Raw genomic sequence first — 17,844 nt, forward strand, 5'->3', positions numbered from 1 at the left:
GCCCGCAGGCAGATGAGCAATCATCTGCCTGTCGTTTAGGCCTTAAGCCGACGGTGCTCCCAAACCGGCATGCGGGCACGTAAACTGGCTGTCTGGTCTGAATCCAGCTCGGTCATTGCAATGCCCGGCCCTTCTCCAAGCTCTGTTGCCACCCGTCCCCAGGGATCACAGATCAGACTATGACCGTAGGTGTGCCGACGCTCGCTGTTATGCCCCCCCTGACCCGAAGCGACAATCCATACCTGGTTCTCGATGGCACGTGCTCGAATCAGTGAATGCCAATGGGCCTCACCGGTCTGCCAGGTAAAGGCACTCGGCAGGCAAATCCAGTCTACGGCCTGCTCACGGAGCAACCGGAACAGTTCCGGGAAGCGCAAATCGTAACAAATCGCCAGGCCCAGCTTCCCTGCAGGCGTCTCCACGGTAACCACCTGCTCGCCTGGCTCGAACGTGTCAGATTCCCTGTACTGCCCATGAGCATCTTCTACCATCGCATCGAACAGGTGGATCTTATCGTAACGAGCAACTTCCTTGCCGTGATCGTCATAGACAAGGCAGCTTGCCCGGACCCGATCCACAATATCTGAACCATCCGCTCGCCTGGCCAGTGGCATTGATCCGCCAACGATCCAGATTCCCAGTTTGCGTGCCTGCTCGGCGAGAAATGCCCGGATGACAGGCTCCGGCCCGACCTCCTGCCGACCACAGGCAACCATCTGCCGGGTTGCCAGCACGGCAAAGTTCTCTGGCAGTACTGCGATCGCAGCGCCCTGCGCATCGGCCTCGGCCAATAGTCGTTCCGCTTCGGCCAGGTTGGCCTTGATATCGTGACCGCTGACCATCTGAATGGCTGCCACCCGGTTGGAAACATGTGTACTCATGACTGCCTCCGTTTTTGCCGAACAGAAAAGTTACTCACCCGTATCGAATACCCGTTCCAGCTCTACCTCAGGCTCATCCCATGTTCCGGTCACACTGTAGGTTGCGCTGGTCAGCCTGCTCAGAGGATCGCCCAGAATCTTGTCCAGCACAAACAGCGCGCCGCCAATGGGCGCTCCCGCCCCCATCAGCAAGGCAGCCAGTGGCAGATTCTGAGTCAGGGGCAACACGACCACAAGCCGCATATCCAGTTCCTCAACGGCCATATTGGTAGTGCCACTGAGTTTGAAGGCGCCCGATGGCCCTACAATTTGAAGCTCCGGATCCATGGTCAGCAATCCATTGATGATCTGCGCTTTGCCCGAGATTGCATCAAAAGCCACGCCACGCTCGTAAAGATCTGAGAAATCCAGCTTCAGGCGTCGCCACAGTGTGTCAGAGTTCAACAGATTGAAGACCCGGAACAGTTGAGCGGTATTATTTCGCTCAAGAATCACACCCTCGTCCAGTCTCAAGCTTACCGAACCACTGAGGTCCGGTATGGAAAACTCATCCGGTCGGCCCGGCCAGTCCAGATCCAGTTGGATGTTAGTACCTTCATTCGTTACCGGCATCTCGGTGTTCAAAAGTTCGTTCAGGTCCGTCAGAGAGCCGCCGGTAACGGAACCCGAGAAGCGGCTGGTTTCACGGTCTCCAACGATGCTCCAGGTTATATCGCCAAGTAACGTCAGGGCGTTCAGTCGGCCTTCAATATCATTCACTTTCAGCCGGAACGGTTCAGGGCGGAACCTGAAGCCCCACTGACCCAGGGATTCCTCATTCAGCTGAAGCTCGGCAATCGACACATCAATGTCTGGCCAACTTGCCATATCCAGCGCCCGGAAGGCTTCCAACTGTTCTTCAAGATTGAGCAATTCAGGCGATTTCTCGCGGGGAGTCTCATTGCGAACAAGCCGCAACACCTCAAAATCCGCTTTCACCGTGTCGCCATTCTGCGGCAGAACCAGCCGGCCCTTTGCCCGTTGCGAATTGGTAGTTACTACCCAGCGGTCACCAAGATCCAGGGCATTGATATCAATATCGTTCAGTACCTGGCTACCGAGATAAAGGCGACCAAGGCGCAAATCGAACCCGGTATCTTTCCAAACCAGATCGAATGTAGCCCGGTTTTCCCAGTCGCCGGTAATTCCCAGGCCGTCACTGGTGGTCAGATCGATGGTCGCCTCCAACGGAGCAACCTCGCTTGCGGTTTTTGAAAGCGGCTCGGGCCAGTCAACCGCCAGCCCCTCAAGACTGGACCGCACACGAATGCCAGACGTTGACTCTGTCCCCACATCCAGGTCTGCCGTGTAGGCAAGCGTGCCCTGCAGACCAAAACCGGAATCAGTCCCGAGTCCCGCCCGCTCAAAGACATCCGGCACCGGCAGACTACCCGACTGGCGGATACTGAGCGCATGGTCCGCCGCAGACTTGCTGAAGGCAACATTTACCGGCTCTCCGAAAAACTCTGCGGCTAAAGGATCGCCCGAAAACCCGTTTTCGCTGTGGTAAGTCAGTTCACCACGAATGGATTGCCAGGCCAATCCTGCTGCGGGATAAGCAACAGAGCCCTCCTCGACCGCAACGCTCGCCTCGACAACCGGCGGTTGTTCCGATCCCAGCATCAGATCAATATCCAGACCTAACTGATATTCTCCGCCATACTGCAGCGTCTGTGCCGCCATCCCGGCCATATCACCCAACGGGCTGTTTTCCATCCAGTAGCTCACCGACTCGCCGGGCACAAGTGCCGAGGTATCCACCCGTATCCTGGTGCCTTCATCAGACGGAATAGCACGGACGGTTCCCGGATCAAGCGTCAGCCCTCCGGTCTGCCCGGACTCAATCCGGACCAACGTGTCCCCATTGTGGATCCTGACGTTACCCCGAGCCCCGGTGACGTCTGGCCAGGCCTCATCGTAGCGAACGGAGGCCTGATCGAATTCGTAGTACATTGAGGTATCGAATGACCCGGCAGGGGCATCCGAGCCTATCTGGCCGTGGCCAAAAAACGTCCCCGATTGAATGTCTGCCTTGAGGATGGCAGTCGTAAGCCAATCGTACAGTCCCGGGTCGACTACTTTCACCGGTACGAAATCAGCGAGCATACCGGCGTCGCCGTTTTTCACCGAAACCCTCAGGCCGAGATTGTCTTCACCCTCACGGTCCATTCTGAGATCAAAGGCACCCTCAAATTCAGTGGCCTCGCCATAGTTCATCCGCACGCCATCTGAGAATACGCGCGTGATAGCATCATCCAGTTGCCAGGCCACCTCGCCCTCAAGCTCGGGAAATGACCAGGCACCACCGAAAAGCAGGGGAAACTCGAGCGAAACCGGCATTTCTCCGGCCGCGACCCGGACATAACCGTTTCGACGATTCAGGAAGATTTCACCATTAAGGGCGCTGACCCCCGGTGCGCCACCGTATGCTCTGACGCTGACTTCCCGCAAGCGCCCGGAAAACTCAAAATCCTCAGGCGCGCTGTCGGGAAGGAACAGTTTCAGTTGATCAAGGAAACCCTCGGGCTGATAGTTGGTCAGGGCTCTGAGTGCCTGTTCTGGCAGGATGGGAAGCCGGGCCGCGAGACGGCGGGTAGGCGCCAGCGGCAAGGCGTCGGCGATAACAGTCATGCCCCCCTCCGAGGGAGCCAGACGTAAGCTGAACGGTGAGACCACATCGCCGTCCCAGGTCCACTGCAATTGCTTCAGATGCCACTCTCCCAGAGCGAAAGCGTCTGATTCAACCAAGGTTTCATCGGTCATTACAGTCTCATGACGACGCCAGCCAAATCTCGCCTGAATGTCTTCAAGGGGCGCCAGTGATTCGTATCCAACCCCCAGTTGGAGATAGGGCGTCCGGACCGTTCCTGTCACTTGTTGTAGCAACCCGTTCCGGAAAGTGAGCCAGGCTTCGCCCCCAAGATCAAAGCCCTCAACCCGGAGCGTCCGCCACTGGTATTCGTCTATCAAGCCATCAAACAATCGACCGGAATCCACATCAAGATACAGCTGGCCGGTAAAGTCGCCTCGGAAGAAATGTCGGCCCACCAAGGCAAAGCTGGCCAGTTGCTCGGTGGTGCCAGATTGCATCGCCCGGCCTGACGCATGGAAAAGTCCACGACGGTAGTTCAGGTCTAGTTGGGGAATATCCAGATGTCGAAGGTTGCCCTGATTGTCGCGGATACCCAGATTGACACGGGTAATTTTGACGTAGGGATCAGACAACCAGTTGCCTGCCAGCTCGAGCCACTCCTGGAACTGATTGTTGAGCGGTTCGGGTATTTCTGCACCCCTCACCGCTACATCGCCACCACTTTCCTGGTTAATGGTCAATTCCAGGCCGTCCGCCTCAAAGTCCTCAAAGACAACTCTTAGATGGGTCAGAGAGGTGAGCGCATCAAAGCGGATATTCAGGTGTTGGAGATTGGCAACAACAACACCTGTGTCAGGATGGCTGATCTGAATGTCGCTGGCCGTAAAGGCAGGATCAAGCCAATACCACCGGGAGGAAAGACGTCCAATACGAACGTCATGGCCCAGTCGGTCTGACAACTCCCGCGCAAGATCATCACGGAAGCTGTCCACGTTCTGGGTCAGTTGACGACCAAGCCCGGCGTATAGTGCCAGAAGCACCAGCAGCGTTAACAGCATCCACCAGGTCAGGCTGGCGAGCCGAGCCAGTAGCCGAACAGGAGGGCTCTCGGGCAGGTTCTCCGGTAGCGACGGTTCGTGATCAGCGGCGGACATCCCGGCCCCTTAATCCAGTAACCGGCGCAGTTTCCCGGGGCTAGAGCAGAACAACATCGTACTGCTCCTGACTGTAGAATGGTTCCACCTGAAACCTGATGGTCTTGCTGATAAAGGTCTCCAGGTCGGCGACATTGTCCGATTCCTCATCCAGCAGACGATCGACCACGCTCTGGGAGGCCATCACCAGATAGCTTTCGGCATCATAGGCACGATTTACCCGAAGAATTTCACGAAAAATCTCATAGCAGACGGTTTCAGTGGTTTTCAGGAAACCGCGTCCATCACAGACCGGGCAAGGTTCGCAAAGCACCTGCCCAAGGCTTTCCGTGGTGCGTTTTCGGGTCATTTCCACCAGCCCCAGTTCCGACACCCCGGTGATCTTGGTCTTGGCATGATCACGTTCGAGCATTTTTTCCAGCATACGGTGAACCTGACGCTGATGCTCCGGATCTTCCATGTCGATAAAATCGATGATGATAATGCCACCGAGGTTACGCAGGCGCAGCTGCCGACTGATGGAGCGGGCGGCCTCAAGATTGGTCTTGAAAATAGTCTCTTCAAGGTTTCGATGCCCCACGAATCCACCGGTATTGATGTCGATCGTGGTCATGGCCTCGGTCTGGTCGATGATCACATAACCGCCAGACTTGAGCTGAACCTTTCGGCTCAACGCTTTCTGAATCTCATCCTCCACCGAGTAGAGATCGAAAATAGGACGCTCACCCGGGTAATATTCAACTTTGTCAGCAAATTCTGTAACGAACTCCTCGACAAACTCCATCACCCGCTGATAGCTCTCCCGACTGTCGATTCGGATCTTTTCCGTCTGGGGTCTTATCAGATCCCGGATAGTTCGGATAAACAACGGCAGGTCCTGGTAGACAACAGCCGGGGCCTGGACTCGGGCAATCCGCTCATGGATTGAATGACTCAACCGATGCAGGTAGGCCATATCGCCAGTCAGATCCTCAGGTGACGCCGCTTCTGCCGCTGTCCGGATGATATAACCACCCTGAACGTCCTGATCCTCCACTGCGGCCTCGCCCACCAGCGCTTTCAAACGCGCCCGCTCGGTTTCATCTTCAATCCGCTGGGAAATACCAACATGGCTGACACCTGGCATAAACACCAGATACCGGGATGGAATGGAAAGCTGGGTGGTCAGACGTGCGCCCTTGGTACCAATGGGGTCTTTGGTAACCTGGACAACCAGAGACTGCCCTTCACGGAGCAAGCTGCGAATATCCGGGACAGTCTTCGGGGAATAGACGGGCTCATCGCCATTGGACTGACTCGGAACCACATCAGACGCATGTATAAATGCAGCCCGTTCCAGACCAATATCGACGAACGCCGCTTCCATACCCGGTAAAACACGTACCACCTTGCCCTTGTAGATATTCCCGACAATGCCTTTCCTGCTGGCGCGCTCTATGTAAGCCTCCTGCAGCATGCCGTTCTCGACAAGGGCCACCCGTGTTTCCACGGGAGTGACGTTGATAAGAATTTCTTCACTCATAAGGTTTGGCTCTCCAGACTGCTCGGCCAGTTTTTCCAGACCGGGTAACCGGCACCAGCCAGCAATGCGGCGGTTTCCTGCAGCGGCAGACCAACCACGGCACTGTAGCTACCCCGGAGCTCATCAACAAAAATACCACCAAGTCCCTGAATCCCATAACTTCCGGCCTTATCCATGGGTTCGCCACTCGCCACGTAGGCTTCGATCTCGGCCTCCGGGAGCTGCCTGAAACGCACCTCGGTAATTACCAGAACCGACTGGCATTGCCCTTCAAAGGCCAATGCTACGGCAGTCATGACGTGATGAGTGGCACCGGATAGCCGGGCCAGGGTTTCCGAGGCATCTGTGGGATCTGAAGGTTTGCCCAGGATCTGTCCATCGAGCACGACCGAGGTGTCCGACCCCAGAACCAGACACTCTGGCGCCCCCTCGGCGACGCTCAGGGCCTTCTCCCGAGCTAATCGTTCAACATAGTGCTCTGGCGTTTCATCGGCCTCAGGGGTTTCATCTATATCCGCCGGACAAGTCCTGAAGCTCAGGCCGATTTGCTGCAACAGCTCTCCCCGGCGGGGCGAGGCAGATGCGAGAATGATGGATGCCATGGCTAACCCAGTTTGCGGTTAATGTTGTCCAGCAGGATACAGAAGAAGGGCCATACCAGTGCGCTGGTCAGGGCCGGCCAGAGGTAACTGAATCCAGCATCGTCGGCGCCCAGTAACTGCTTCACGAAATGCACCAGCATCTGATTGATACCCAGTAACAAAAACACCATCAGGCATTGCTGGGGCATCGGATACATACGCAGACGCTGGTGAATGGTCAACACCAGTATGGCGATCAGCGCCATGGCCATGGCATTGACGCCCAGAGGAGTGGCTTCCAGCACGTCCAGCAGCAAGCCAAGGCACCAGGCCAGCAGTATGCCGAACTGTGCAGGCGCCCTGAAGGTCCAGTAAAAAACCACCAGCCCCAGCCACTCTGGTCGAAACTCGAACCAGCCAACAGGAAACAGGGAAATACTGAACACCAGGGCAAAGACCACGGAAAGTGCAAAGACCGGATAACTGATTACCGATAACATCAGTCCTGCCCTCCCTGGGCGTTTTCTTCGCCAACATTGGCAGCAGACTCGGCCTCAGTGCTGGAGGCGCCTTCCGGCGGAAAAACCACCAGCACGAGACGACTCTGATTCAGCTGTGCCTTGGGCGTGGCCTGGATAGAAACGAAAGGCTCACCAGGCTCCTTGGAAATACGGCTGACTTCCGCCACCGGATAGCCTCTTGGGAAGCGGCCACCAAGACCAGAACTGACCAAAAGATCGCCTTCACGGATATCGGCGGTGTCCGGCACGTGAACAAGATCCAGAGCATCGGTATTGCCGGTACCCAGCAGAATCGCCCGTAATCCGTTACGCACCACCTCTACAGGCACTGCATGACTACTGTCAGAGACCAGCAATACACGAGAGGTTATCTGGCTGCTCTGTACTACCTGCCCCATCAGGCCATGGGCATCGAGAATGGCCTGCCCCGGTGACAGTCCGTCCCTGCGCCCCTTGTTGACAATAATCTCATGGGAAAAAGGATCTGGCGAAACACCAACCACCTCACCAACGATCACCCGGTCGTCCAGCACCTCAGACGAGTTCATCAGGCGTCGCAATTCGTTGTTCTCAGAGGCCAGCGCTGCGTATTTCAGGGCACGGCGTTCAAGGATCAGCAAACGGGCCCGGAGATCTTCATTCTCTGCCTGCAGGTCCTGCTTGTTTTCGAACAGTCCGGCCGCCCAGTCCGTAAACTCGTAGGGCGCATTGCCCAGCCAGTATACCGGAGCCAGGCCAGTCGCAATGGTGCTGCGCACGGTTGAGAGTTTGTCGAAACGCGCATCGACAACCACCAGGGCTGCCGATAAAACAAGAACAAGGAGGAGTCTGAAACCAGGAACAGGCCCCTGAACAAAGATGGTTTTAATGGCGAGCCCTCCCCACAGGATTATCCCTCCTGGGAGAACATTCCGATGCCACCGCGATCAATCACTTCCAGCGCTTTGCCGCCGCCACGGGCGACACAGGTCAGCGGATCTTCTGCAATAATGACCGGCAATCCGGTCTCTTCGCTGATCAGCTTGTCAAGCCCGCGAAGCAAGGCCCCACCACCAGTCAGCACGATACCGCGCTCGGCAATATCCGAGGCCAGTTCGGGCGGCGACTGCTCCAGAGCACTCTTGACCGTCTGAACGATCTGGGCCAGAGACTCCTGCAGAGCGTCGAGAATTTCCTCGCTGTTGAGGGTGAATGCCCGAGGCACACCTTCAGCCAGGTTGCGACCTCGGACGTCGATCTCGCGAATTTCCAGCCCCTCATAAGCGCAACCGATTTCATGCTTGATACGTTCAGCTGTGGAATCACCAATCAGGCTGCCGTAGTTGCGGCGCACGTAGGTCACGATGGCTTCGTCAAACTTGTCCCCCCCCACCCGGACGGATTCGGCATAGACAATACCGTTCAGGGAGATGATGGCGATTTCGGTAGTACCACCACCGATATCAACAATCATGGAACCACTGGCCTCTTCAACCGGAAGCCCGGCACCAATAGCTGCGGCCATGGGCTCTTCGATGAGAAACACTTCCCGGGCGCCGGCACCGAGCGCCGATTCACGAATGGCTTTGCGCTCAACCTGGGTGGACTTGCTGGGCACGCACACCAGTACTCTCGGGCTGGGCGTAATGAAACTGTTCTCATGCACCTTATGAATGAAGTGCTGAAGCATTTTCTCGGTAACGACGAAGTCTGCAATCACGCCATCTTTCATGGGACGGATAGCGGTGATATTGCCCGGCGTACGGCCGAGCATACGCTTGGCCTCAGCGCCAACGGCGGCCACCATTTTCTGTGAGTTGTTGGTGCGAATGGCCACTACCGAGGGCTCGTTCAGCACGATTCCGCGCTCACGCACGTAGATCAGGGTGTTGGCGGTGCCCAGGTCGATGGACAGATCGCTGGAGAAGATGCCTCGGAGTCTTTTTATCAACATTCGTGTAGTTTCAACCTGAGAGTTGCAGTCGCAAAGAAAAGATGCGGCAACTTTAGCAGTGAGCACCCCTGCAGGCAAGGCGCGAACAGGCCTCCCGCCTTACGGTTCACACATTTACCTTAAGAGCTGGGGTCTCCCGCCGGTGTTCGAATCTGTTACCATAGCGCGCTTATATTTGATTTGGGTGCAAGGACGGTTGGAAAAGGCTGTCCAAAACACGTTGCAAGCGCCCTCAAGCGGGGCCAGCCAGCAATCACCGATTGCTGTCGTGACGCGGCACGCGTGGCTTCGCTTCCATGGCGCCTGCTTCGCCCATGTTCGCTTGCTTCGAGCCATCGCTGGCCCTTTACAGTTTTGGACAGCCTTTTCCAACCACCCCAAATCCCGTGCATATTCTGATTTTTTTTACTTACCGACATTTCATTTATCTGGGAGGCAATGCGTGACCATTTCCCGTGAGGACATTGAGAAAGTCGCTGTGCTCGCCCGCATTCGTGTGGATGACGAGCAGGTTTCGGCTCTGGAGAAGGATCTGGGCAATATCCTGGATCTGGTAGATCAACTGGGTGCAGCAGACACCGATTCGGTTGAGCCCATGGCCCATCCACTGAATGCCGTCCAGCGTCTTCGCGCTGATGAGGTGACAGAGACCAATCAACGGGAGTCGTTCCAGGCAATTGCGCCAGCTACCGAGAACGGGCTTTATCTGGTTCCCAGAGTGATTGAGTGAGCGATTCACGGGAATTAAGTGATCTGACGAACAGCGATTTCAGGATTCATCATGCATAACAAATCCGTAGCAGAGCTTTCCCGGGAACTGGAAAGCGGCCAGATTTCCAGTGTGGAGCTGACGCAGCAGTTCCTTGACCGCATTGATCAGGAAGATGGCAAATACAACAGTTTTATTACCGTCACCCGAGAGCAAGCCCTGGCCGACGCCCGGGCGGCCGATGAGCAGCGGGCCGCAGGGAATGTAACGCCCTGGACGGGGATTCCGTTTGCTCACAAGGATATTTTCTGTACCAACGGGGTTCGCACCACCTGTGGCTCGAAAATGCTGGAGGCGTTCACTCCCCCTTACGATGCAACCGTCACGGCGAATTTCCGCCAGGCGGGCGCCGTCTGTCTGGGCAAAACCAATATGGACGAGTTCGCCATGGGCTCCTCCAATGAATCCAGTCATTTTGGTGCAGTCACCAACCCCTGGGGTCTGAGCCAGGGCGAGAAGCGGGTACCAGGCGGTTCATCTGGCGGGTCTGCCGCAGCGGTTGCAGCGCGACTGGTTCCGGCAGCGACAGCCACGGACACCGGTGGTTCCATCCGGCAGCCGGCGGCGCTTTGCGGTGTCACCGGACTGAAGCCGACCTATGGCCGGGTGTCCCGCTACGGAATGATTGCCTTTGCCTCCAGTCTCGATCAGGGCGGCACCATGGCCCGCACAGCCGAAGACAATGCGCTGATGCTGAACGTGATGGCAGGCTTTGACCCCAAGGATTCCACCTCGCTTGATCGTGAGGTGCCGGATTACACCGCAACGCTCAATGAGCCGCTAAAGGGCCTGAAAATTGGCTTGCCGAAAGAGTATTTCAGTGATCAGCTCAGCCCGGCGATGGAGCAGCAGGTTCGCAATGCAGTTAAAGAATACGAGAAGCTGGGGGCCACCGTTAAAGAGGTCTCACTGCCCAATGCAAAGCTGGCCATTGCAGCCTATTACGTGATTGCACCGGCAGAGGCGTCCGCCAACCTGTCCCGCTTTGACGGGGTGCGTTACGGCTACCGCTGTGAAGACCCGAAAGACCTGATGGACCTTTACACCCGCTCCCGGGCCGAGGGTTTTGGCACCGAGGTGAAACGTCGGATTCTGGTCGGCACCTACGCCCTTTCTGCAGGCTATTTTGATGCCTATTATCTGAAAGCTCAGAAGGTTCGCCGTCTGATTCAGCAAGATTTCATCAATGCTTTCAAAGAAGTGGACGTGCTCATGAGCCCGACCACGCCCTCGCCTGCCTTTATTCAGGGCGAGAAGACCAGCGATCCGGTAACCATGTACCTGGAAGATGTTTTCACCATCGCTATCAACCTGGCGGGCATTCCTGCCATGTCGGTACCCGCAGGCTTCGTGGATGGTCTACCAGTGGGACTTCAGATAATCGGGGATTACTTCTCAGAGGCCCGATTGCTGAACGCCGCCCATCAATTCCAGCAGGTGACCGACTGGCACCAGCGTGAACCGCAATAAGTCCGGGACAGGCCCCATACAGGAGAGAGCAATTATGCAGTGGGACATTGTGATCGGGCTGGAAATTCACGTTCAGCTCGCCACCAAAACCAAGATCTTTTCCGGCTCCAGCACCGCTTACGGTGCCGAGCCCAACACCCAGGCCAACGCCGTTGACCTGGCCATGCCCGGCACACTGCCAGTACCCAACGAACAGGCATTTCGCTATGCGGTGATGTTCGGCCTGGCCGTGAATGCCGACATCGAACGCCGCTCGGTGTTCGAGCGGAAAAACTATTTCTACCCTGATCTGCCCAAAGGCTATCAGACCACCCAACTGGAGCGCCCGATCGTGGGCCCCGGCTTTGTGGACATCGAACTGGCGAATGGCGAGTCCAAGCGCGTGCGCATTCACCACGCCCACCTGGAAGAGGATGCCGGCAAATCCCTGCATGAAGACTTCCATGGCATGACCGGCGTGGACCTCAACCGGGCGGGAACACCGCTGATTGAAGTGGTCACCGAGCCAGACATGACCAGCTCCGAGGAAGCGGTCGCCTTTGCCAAGAAGCTGCACGGCATCGTAACGTCTCTGGGCATCTGCGACGGCGATATGTCTCAGGGCTCCATGCGTTTCGATGTCAACATCTCGCTGAAACCAAAGGGCTCAGAAACTCTGGGCACCCGTACCGAGACCAAAAACCTGAACTCTTTCCGCTTTATGGAACAGGCCATTGCCCACGAAGTGGAACGGCAGATGGACATCCTTGAAGACGGCGGCTCTATCGTTCAGGAAACCCGGCTGTACAACGGGGACCGGGATGAATCCCGGTCGATGCGGACCAAGGAAGAAGCCAACGATTACCGGTACTTCCCCTGCCCGGACCTGCTTCCGGTAGAGATCGATGAATCGTTCATCGAGGCTGCCCGAGCCAACCTTCCGGAACTGCCCGACGCCCGTAAAGCCCGGTTTATGGACCAGTACAGCCTGAACGATTACGACGCAGGCCTGCTCAGTAGCGATTCGAAACTGGCCGCGTTCTTTGAGGAAGCCGCCAGCCACGCCAAGGACGCCAAACTGGTGGCCAACTGGATTCAGGGCGAATTCTCCGCCCGCCTGAACGCCGAGGAGAAGACCGTTGCCGACTCCCCGATTACCGGCGCCCAGCTGGGTAACCTGGTGGTGCGGATTGCCGACAACACAATCTCTTCTGCCGGCGCGAAGAAGGTCTTCGAGGCACTCTGGTCTGGCGAGAACGATAATGTCGACGCCATTATCGACGCCAAGGGACTGAAGCAGGTGTCTGACACCGGCGCCCTGGAAGCCATGGTGGATGAGGTTCTGACGGGCATGCCAGATCAGGTGGCCCAGTACCAGAATGAAGAAGATCCGAAGAAGCGCAAGAAAATGCTTGGCGGCTTCATGGGGCCACTGATGAAAGCCTCTAAAGGCCAGGGTAACCCGAAACTGTTCAACGAGATTCTTGTTCGCAAGCTCGGAGGATGACCTGCCGACCCGGGCCGTGGCTTATCGCCGCGGCCCGGGTCGTTCAGTCCGGGGGAAGCCCTGACAACTCAGACCAGACGGGCCCAGAGATCGTGCTCATCGGCATGCTCAACGACAGCCTGAACAATTTCCCCGGGAGCAAGGCCGGTTTCTTCATTCAGGTAGACCATGCCGTCGATTTCCGGAGCGTCGGCTTTTGACCGACCAATAGCACCCTCCTCATCTACCTCGTCGATCAGGACATCAATGGTCTGGCCGATTTTGGCCTGCAGGCGAGCCGCTGAAATGGTCGCTTGTTTTTCCATGAACCGGGCCAGGCGCTCCTCTTTTACTTCCTCAGGCACGGCACCTTCCAGTTCGTTGGCCCTGGCGCCCTCTACCGGGCTGTACTTGAACGCACCCACACGGTCGAGCTGAGCGTCATCCAGCCAGTCCAGCAGGTACTGGAAATCTTCCTCGGTTTCACCGGGGAAACCGACAATAAACGTGGAGCGGATGGTCAACTCGGGGCAGATCTCGCGCCATTTTCGGATACGCTCCAGGGTTTTGCTGTCGTGGGCCGGACGTTTCATCGCCTTGAGGACTTTCGGGCTGGCGTGCTGGAACGGGATATCCAGGTAAGGCAGGATCTTGCCTTCGGCCATCAGGGGAATGATGGCGTCTACGTGAGGATAGGGGTAAACATAGTGCAGGCGGACCCACACACCCATTTCGCCAAGAGCCTCACATAGCGACTGCATTTTGGTCTTCAGCGGGCGGCCCTGCCAGAAACCTGTACGGTATTTGGTATCTACACCGTAAGCCGACGTGTCCTGAGAGATCACCAGCAGCTCTTTCACGCCAGCATCCACAAGGCGCTGGGCCTCGTCCATTACATCTCCGATGGGTCGACTGACCAGATCGCCTCGCATCGAGGGAATGATGCAGAAGGTGCATCGGTGATTGCAGCCCTCGGAAATCTTCAGGTAGGCGTAGTGCCGGGGGGTAAGCTTGATCCCCTGGGGCGGAACCAGATCGGTAAAAGGATCGTGCTGTTTGTCCTGGGGAACATGTTGGTGGACCGCACCGACCACCTCTTCATAGGCATGGGGACCGGAAACCGCCAGAACACCGGGATGAGTGTCACGAATCTTGTCCGCTTCAACCCCCATACAACCGGTCACAATCACCTTGCCGTTTTCGCTGATAGCCTCACCAATGGCGTCCAGAGACTCCTGTTTGGCTGCATCGATGAATCCGCAGGTGTTGACCACCACAATATCGGCGTCATTATAAGTGGGCACAACGTCGTAACCGTCCAGCCTCAGCTGGGTGAGAATACGCTCGGAGTCTACGAGAGCCTTGGGACACCCCAGGCTGATGAAACCAACTTTGCCGTTCCCGGATGCGGTGGGGTTCTGAGTGTTATCTGTCATATAAAGCTTGGAATTCCCGGAGCTCAGCACGAGCCCACAAATGAATGAAGGCACCGATTTTACACCAGGCATGGGGCCGACTGCAGCAAAAGAGAGATCGCTACCCTCTGGAGGAGGCATCAGCAGATACCAAATTTGTGACGTCTCGGTCAGAAAGATTCAACAAATCTGCCACTATAGGCGGCAGACCTCTTGCTGATCACAAAGTAAACAACTACACTTTCATGCGCTTATCATGAGTTTAAGTGTTTCTCTGGAAGGGATTTATGGGAAAGGCAGCCTCATTTGAAACCGAACACGCCAGAAGAGTGAACATGAAACCTGTCGCCGCCAAACTGAACCTGCGTAACCAGCAGCGAGTGGACGTAGCCACTGATATCACCATCGAGAAACCCGACGGCTGCTGCCTGACCTGCTCGGTTTCAAACCTCTCTCGCACCGGTGTTATGATCTCCTGCAACCAAGAGGCGGTAAAACAACTCATACCCGCGCAAAAGGCACCGGCGCCAGGCAACTGGATTGGGGTGAAGACCTGCTTCGCGGTGCCTGTGGTTGCCACACAGCCGGTTTCCGTTATCGCGGATGGCAACATTGTTCATATACGCCGTATCGCGCGGGACGAATTCCAGCTCGGTATTCAGTTCGCGGAATTTGAAGGCAATGGTTTTGATTACATCGACCGCTATGTCTCCAAATTACTTGCCGACGCCCGCAACTCGGCTTAAGCACGCCCCTGCGGTATCCTGAGCCCCGGCACCGCCCCTGCTATATTGTTATAACGCCAATGTCTAGTTGGCCGCCTTCTTATACCCTCACCTGCTCTGGTATAGTTGCCTTATCAATTCGCATAGCCAAAACGGCCCACACGGCGGCAACGGATTACCATGACCACATACAATCTCACGCATCTGAAACAGCTGGAAGCAGAAAGCATCCACATCATCCGGGAAGTAGCAGCCGAATTCGACAATCCGGTAATGCTATATTCCATTGGCAAGGATTCCGCGGTGATGCTGCATCTGGCCCTGAAAGCCTTCTACCCGGGAAAGCCACCTTTTCCGCTGATGCACGTCGACACGACCTGGAAGTTCCGGGACATGATCACATTCAGGGACAAAGTCGCTGAGAAGCTTGGTCTGGATCTGATTGTTCACACCAACCAGGAGGGGGTAGATCAGGGGATCGGGCCATTCTCCCACGGCAGTGCAAAGCACACCGATGTGATGAAAACCCAGGCCCTGAAGCAAGCACTGGACAAGTACAAGTTCGATGCTGCGTTCGGCGGAGCCCGCAGGGATGAGGAAAAATCCCGCGCCAAGGAGCGAGTGTATTCCTTCCGCGATGAATACCACCGCTGGGATCCAAAAAACCAGCGCCCCGAGTTGTGGAACATCTACAACGGCAAGGTCAATAAAGGCGAAAGTATCCGGGTGTTTCCGCTGTCCAACTGGACCGAGCTGGACATCTGGCAATACATCTACCTGGAAAATATTGACATCGTTCCACTTTACTTCGCCGCCGAGCGCCCTGTAGTCGAGCGCGACGGCACTCTCATCATGGTGGACGACGACCGCATGCCACTGAAGGAAGGCGAGAAACCGATGATGAAATCTGTCCGTTTCCGGACACTGGGCTGCTACCCATTGACGGGCGCCATCGAATCCGAAGCCAATACGCTTCCGGACATTATCCAGGAAATGTTGCTGGCCACGAGTTCCGAACGCCAGGGTCGGGTGATCGACCACGACTCAGCCGGTTCCATGGAACAGAAAAAGCGGGAAGGATACTTCTAAGATGTCACACCAGTCTGATCTTATTGCAGAAGATATTCAGGCCTACCTGAAGCAGCACGAAAACAAAGAACTCCTGCGCTTGCTCACCTGTGGCAGCGTGGACGATGGTAAAAGCACGCTGATCGGCCGCCTGCTCCATGACACCAAGATGATCTACGAAGATCACATGGCGAGCCTGAAAACCGACAGCGCCAAAATGGGAACGACCGGCGAAAAGCTGGACCTCGCACTACTGGTTGATGGCCTGCAGGCTGAGCGGGAACAGGGCATCACCATCGATGTAGCCTATCGCTATTTCTCCACGGACAAACGCAAATTCATCATTGCCGACACCCCGGGCCACGAGCAATACACGCGCAACATGGCTACCGGTGCGTCCACCGCGCAAGTGGCAATCCTGATGATTGACGCCCGTCATGGCGTCCTAACCCAGACTCGCCGCCACTCCTACATTGCCTCTTTGCTGGGCATCCGCCATATTGTGGTCGCCGTAAACAAGATGGATCTGGTGGATTTCAGCGAGGCACGCTTCAATGAAATCAAAGACGATTATCTGGCATTTGCCGCCAAGCTGGGCCCGAAAGATATCCGCTTTGTACCGCTGTCGGCTCTTGAGGGCGACAACGTTGTGAACAAGAGCGAGAACACGCCCTGGTTCACCGGCCAACCACTTATGGAAATTCTGGAAACCGTGGAAGTCGGCCGGGACAAGAACCTGGAGCACTTCCGCTTCCCGGTTCAGTATGTAACCCGTCCAAACCTCAATTTCCGGGGCTTCTGCGGCACCATCGCCTCAGGCGTAATCCGTCCCGGCGAGCAGGTCATGGCCCTGCCCTCCCGGCGCACCAGCACGGTGAAAGAGGTTGTAACCTTCGACGGCAATCTGGACGAAGCCTTCATTGACCAGGCCGTCACCCTGACACTGGCCGATGAGATCGACATCAGCCGGGGCGACATGCTGGTGAAAGTGGAAGACGAACCGGAAGTGGGCAATCGCTTCAACGCCAACATCGTATGGATGACCGATGCTCCGCTGGAAACCGGTCGGCTCTACGACATCAAGCTGGGCCCGACCTTTACCTCCGGTACGGTCAAAAAAATCCACCACCAGACCGACGTAAACTCCCTTGAACAGCAAGCCAATCCAAGCCAGCTCCAGCTGAACGAGATTGGCCTGTGTGAGCTGACTCTGAACCAACCGATCGCCTTTGATGCGTACCAGCGTAACCACGCCACCGGTAGCTTTATCGTGATCGACCGGCTGTCCAACGTCACCGTCGGGGCGGGCATGGTGGCCGGTCTGGCCGACAGCGGCGAATCCCTGGACCCTGTGTCCGTGGAGGAACGCGAACGCCGACTGGCTCAGAAGCCGGCGATCATCGCCTGCAATGGCCGTCAGGCACCGGCATTGGCACTTGCGGTTGAGCGCGCATTGTTTGACCAGGGCAAGACCGCTGTGGTGGTCACTGAAGAGAACGCCGGCGATGCCGACGAACGTCGCCGCGCGTCTCAGCTCCTGACTTCCCATGGCCTGGTTGCCATTACCGTCAACCTTGGCACGGACATCGCCAACGCTGCAGTAACCGCTGACAGTGAGCAGGAAATTCCTGAGGCGGTGAGCAAACTTGTTCAGGAGTTGATTCGCAGCAAGCGGATTTGATATTTGGCTTCTGAGTAGATCTGAGAT

At 56.5% G+C, this 17,844-nt stretch carries 14 protein-coding genes; 6 read left to right on the plus strand and 8 right to left on the minus strand.

Going from position 1 to position 17,844, the window contains the following annotated elements:
• Positions 1 to 35: 35 nt before the first annotated feature.
• The 7 genes from KO499_RS11970 to KO499_RS12000 are packed head-to-tail and all read right to left on the minus strand — an operon-like array spanning position 36 to position 9,221.
• Positions 36 to 881, minus strand: a complete 846-nt coding sequence (locus tag KO499_RS11970; RefSeq protein WP_215983994.1) for a carbon-nitrogen hydrolase family protein — start codon at positions 879 to 881, stop codon at positions 36 to 38.
• 30 nt (positions 882 to 911) lie between these two features.
• Complete coding sequence (locus KO499_RS11975; RefSeq protein ID WP_215983995.1) at positions 912 to 4,667, minus strand: YhdP family protein; 3,756 nt, start codon at positions 4,665 to 4,667, stop codon at positions 912 to 914.
• A 40-nt stretch (positions 4,668 to 4,707) separates the two neighbouring features.
• Positions 4,708 to 6,189, minus strand: coding sequence for a ribonuclease G (rng, locus tag KO499_RS11980; RefSeq protein WP_215983996.1), 1,482 nt, complete (start codon positions 6,187 to 6,189; stop codon positions 4,708 to 4,710).
• Positions 6,186 to 6,791 carry a Maf family protein gene (locus KO499_RS11985; RefSeq protein ID WP_215983997.1) on the minus strand — a complete coding sequence of 202 codons (606 nt, stop codon included), beginning with the start codon at positions 6,789 to 6,791 and terminating at the stop codon, positions 6,186 to 6,188. Before KO499_RS11985 ends, rng begins: the two co-directional genes overlap by 4 nt.
• A gap of 2 nt (positions 6,792 to 6,793) precedes the next feature.
• A complete protein-coding gene (mreD, locus tag KO499_RS11990; protein WP_215983998.1) occupies positions 6,794 to 7,270 on the minus strand; it encodes a rod shape-determining protein MreD in 477 nt (158 codons plus the stop codon).
• Positions 7,270 to 8,178: a rod shape-determining protein MreC gene (gene mreC, locus KO499_RS11995; RefSeq protein WP_228339935.1), complete on the minus strand. Its 909-nt coding sequence runs from the start codon at positions 8,176 to 8,178 to the stop codon at positions 7,270 to 7,272. Before mreC ends, mreD begins: the two co-directional genes overlap by 1 nt.
• Positions 8,179 to 8,180: 2 nt before the next feature.
• Positions 8,181 to 9,221, minus strand: coding sequence for a rod shape-determining protein (locus KO499_RS12000; protein WP_008170134.1), 1,041 nt, complete (start codon positions 9,219 to 9,221; stop codon positions 8,181 to 8,183).
• 445 nt (positions 9,222 to 9,666) lie between these two features.
• Here KO499_RS12000 and gatC point away from each other — a divergent pair, with 445 nt between their 5' ends.
• Genes gatC through gatB form a run of 3 tightly spaced genes read left to right on the plus strand, consistent with a single transcriptional unit; the run spans position 9,667 to position 12,949 of the window.
• Complete coding sequence (gene gatC / locus KO499_RS12005) at positions 9,667 to 9,954, plus strand: Asp-tRNA(Asn)/Glu-tRNA(Gln) amidotransferase subunit GatC (protein ID WP_215983999.1); 288 nt, start codon at positions 9,667 to 9,669, stop codon at positions 9,952 to 9,954.
• A gap of 51 nt (positions 9,955 to 10,005) precedes the next feature.
• Entirely contained in the window at positions 10,006 to 11,463 is a 1,458-nt protein-coding gene (gene gatA / locus KO499_RS12010; protein ID WP_215984000.1) for an Asp-tRNA(Asn)/Glu-tRNA(Gln) amidotransferase subunit GatA, read from the plus strand.
• A 34-nt stretch (positions 11,464 to 11,497) separates the two neighbouring features.
• Positions 11,498 to 12,949, plus strand: a complete 1,452-nt coding sequence (gatB, locus tag KO499_RS12015; protein WP_215984001.1) for an Asp-tRNA(Asn)/Glu-tRNA(Gln) amidotransferase subunit GatB — start codon at positions 11,498 to 11,500, stop codon at positions 12,947 to 12,949.
• A 68-nt stretch (positions 12,950 to 13,017) separates the two neighbouring features.
• On the opposite strand, the gene rimO is transcribed toward gatB, so the two are convergent.
• The gene (gene rimO, locus KO499_RS12020; protein ID WP_215984002.1) at positions 13,018 to 14,364 is read right to left on the minus strand and encodes a 30S ribosomal protein S12 methylthiotransferase RimO; all 1,347 of its coding nucleotides are present in this window, start codon (positions 14,362 to 14,364) and stop codon (positions 13,018 to 13,020) included.
• A 314-nt stretch (positions 14,365 to 14,678) separates the two neighbouring features.
• On the opposite strand from rimO, the gene KO499_RS12025 reads away from it, so the two are divergent.
• From KO499_RS12025 to cysN, 3 genes are all read left to right on the plus strand, one after another.
• On the plus strand, positions 14,679 to 15,089 hold the full coding sequence (locus KO499_RS12025) for a PilZ domain-containing protein (RefSeq protein ID WP_215984003.1): 411 nt from the start codon (positions 14,679 to 14,681) through the stop codon (positions 15,087 to 15,089).
• 159 nt (positions 15,090 to 15,248) lie between these two features.
• Positions 15,249 to 16,157, plus strand: a complete 909-nt coding sequence (cysD, locus tag KO499_RS12030; protein ID WP_215984004.1) for a sulfate adenylyltransferase subunit CysD — start codon at positions 15,249 to 15,251, stop codon at positions 16,155 to 16,157.
• Position 16,158: 1 nt separating this feature from the next.
• On the plus strand, positions 16,159 to 17,817 hold the full coding sequence (gene cysN / locus KO499_RS12035; protein ID WP_215984005.1) for a sulfate adenylyltransferase subunit CysN: 1,659 nt from the start codon (positions 16,159 to 16,161) through the stop codon (positions 17,815 to 17,817).
• Positions 17,818 to 17,844: the final 27 nt, after the last annotated feature.

This window comes from Marinobacter sp. F3R08, assembly GCF_018860425.1.
Lineage (GTDB): Bacteria > Pseudomonadota > Gammaproteobacteria > Pseudomonadales > Oleiphilaceae > Marinobacter.

Excerpts from the sequence above, each read along its gene's own strand:
- gatB (WP_215984001.1), top strand. The coding sequence starts at position 11,498 with ATGCAGTGGGACATTGTGATCGGGCTGGAAATTCACGTTCAGCTCGCC.
- rimO (WP_215984002.1), bottom strand. The coding sequence starts at position 14,364 with ATGACAGATAACACTCAGAACCCCACCGCATCCGGGAACGGCAAAGTT.
- KO499_RS12025 (WP_215984003.1), top strand. The coding sequence starts at position 14,679 with ATGAAACCTGTCGCCGCCAAACTGAACCTGCGTAACCAGCAGCGAGTG.
- cysD (WP_215984004.1), top strand. The coding sequence starts at position 15,249 with ATGACCACATACAATCTCACGCATCTGAAACAGCTGGAAGCAGAAAGC.
- KO499_RS11975 (WP_215983995.1), bottom strand. The coding sequence starts at position 4,667 with ATGTCCGCCGCTGATCACGAACCGTCGCTACCGGAGAACCTGCCCGAG.
- mreD (WP_215983998.1), bottom strand. The coding sequence starts at position 7,270 with ATGTTATCGGTAATCAGTTATCCGGTCTTTGCACTTTCCGTGGTCTTT.
- rng (WP_215983996.1), bottom strand. The coding sequence starts at position 6,189 with ATGAGTGAAGAAATTCTTATCAACGTCACTCCCGTGGAAACACGGGTG.
- KO499_RS11985 (WP_215983997.1), bottom strand. The coding sequence starts at position 6,791 with ATGGCATCCATCATTCTCGCATCTGCCTCGCCCCGCCGGGGAGAGCTG.
- KO499_RS11970 (WP_215983994.1), bottom strand. The coding sequence starts at position 881 with ATGAGTACACATGTTTCCAACCGGGTGGCAGCCATTCAGATGGTCAGC.
- gatA (WP_215984000.1), top strand. The coding sequence starts at position 10,006 with ATGCATAACAAATCCGTAGCAGAGCTTTCCCGGGAACTGGAAAGCGGC.
- cysN (WP_215984005.1), top strand. The coding sequence starts at position 16,159 with ATGTCACACCAGTCTGATCTTATTGCAGAAGATATTCAGGCCTACCTG.